Source organism: Rathayibacter tanaceti, assembly GCF_001634385.1.
Classification (GTDB): domain Bacteria; phylum Actinomycetota; class Actinomycetes; order Actinomycetales; family Microbacteriaceae; genus Rathayibacter; species Rathayibacter tanaceti.
This window is the reverse complement of the sequence record NZ_LIIN01000277.1, coordinates 1-1,016: the sequence shown is the minus strand read 5'-3', so window position 1 is coordinate 1,016 and position 1,016 is coordinate 1. Positions and strand designations below refer to the sequence as shown.

Sequence of the window (1,016 nt, the reverse complement as noted above, 5' to 3'; positions counted from 1 at the left end):
CGGTGTCATAGCGTCGTAGCAACGGAGGGGGTTGCTGGTGGTGCGTCGGCAGTTGTCGTTTGAGGATCGGGCTCAGATCGCGGTCGGGATCAAGCAGGGGCTGAGCGATCGGGAGATCGCCGAGTTGATCGACCGCGACCGGACGGTCGTGTGGCGTGAGCGGAGCCGGAACTCGCTCAAGACCCGCGGGTATCAGCCCGTCTCGGCGCAGACGAAGGCTCGCAAGCGGCGAGCCCGTCCGCAGGAGCGACTGATCGATGCCGATTCTGTGCTGTCGGCGCGGGTTCGAGCGGATCTGAAGCGTTCGCGGACGCCGCGGCAGATCGCGGGCCGGTTGCGCCTGGAGGCGGCGGACGCGAGCGTTGACACGATGACGCATTCACCCGACGCCGCAGGCCGCACCGTGTCCCACGAGGCGATCTACCGATGGATCTACGCCCACCCCAAGGGCGAACTCGCCCGCGAAGGCATCCTGTTGCGCTCGAAACAGACGACCCGCAAGCGACGCCGGCCGCTCGGGGAACGCACCGGCGGACGCATTGTGGGCATGGTTTCCATCGATGACCGGCCCGAGGAGGCGTCGGACCGGCGTGTTCCCGGCGCGTGGGAGGGAGATCTGATCATCGGAGCGCACGGCAAGACCGCGGCGATCACCCTGGTGGAGCGGCACTCGCGCTTCGCGATCATCCTGGGACTACCCGACGGAAAAGACTCCGACGGCGTCGCCGACGCTCTCATCGACCGGGTCGACGATCTGCCCGCGCATCTGCGCGGCTCCCTCACATGGGACCAGGGCACCGAGATGGCCCGGCACGCGCAGCTCACCCTCGCCACCGAGCTGCCCGTCTACTTCGCGCACCCGCGGTCCCCGTGGGAGCGGCCCTCGAACGAGAACACCAATGGTCTGATCCGCGAATACCTCCCCAAGGGCATCGAGATCACCAACCACCAGCCCTACCTCAACGCGATCGCCGACGAACTCAACGACCGACCCAGGCAGACCCTCGGCTTCCGAA

At 67.5% G+C, this 1,016-nt stretch carries 1 protein-coding gene; it reads left to right on the top strand.

Annotation, left to right across the window (positions count from 1 at the left end):
- Window positions 1-37: 37 nt before the first annotated feature.
- The coding region (locus ACH61_RS15620) for an IS30 family transposase (protein ID WP_068213790.1) at window positions 38-1,016 on the top strand (979 nt) is incomplete at its 3' end.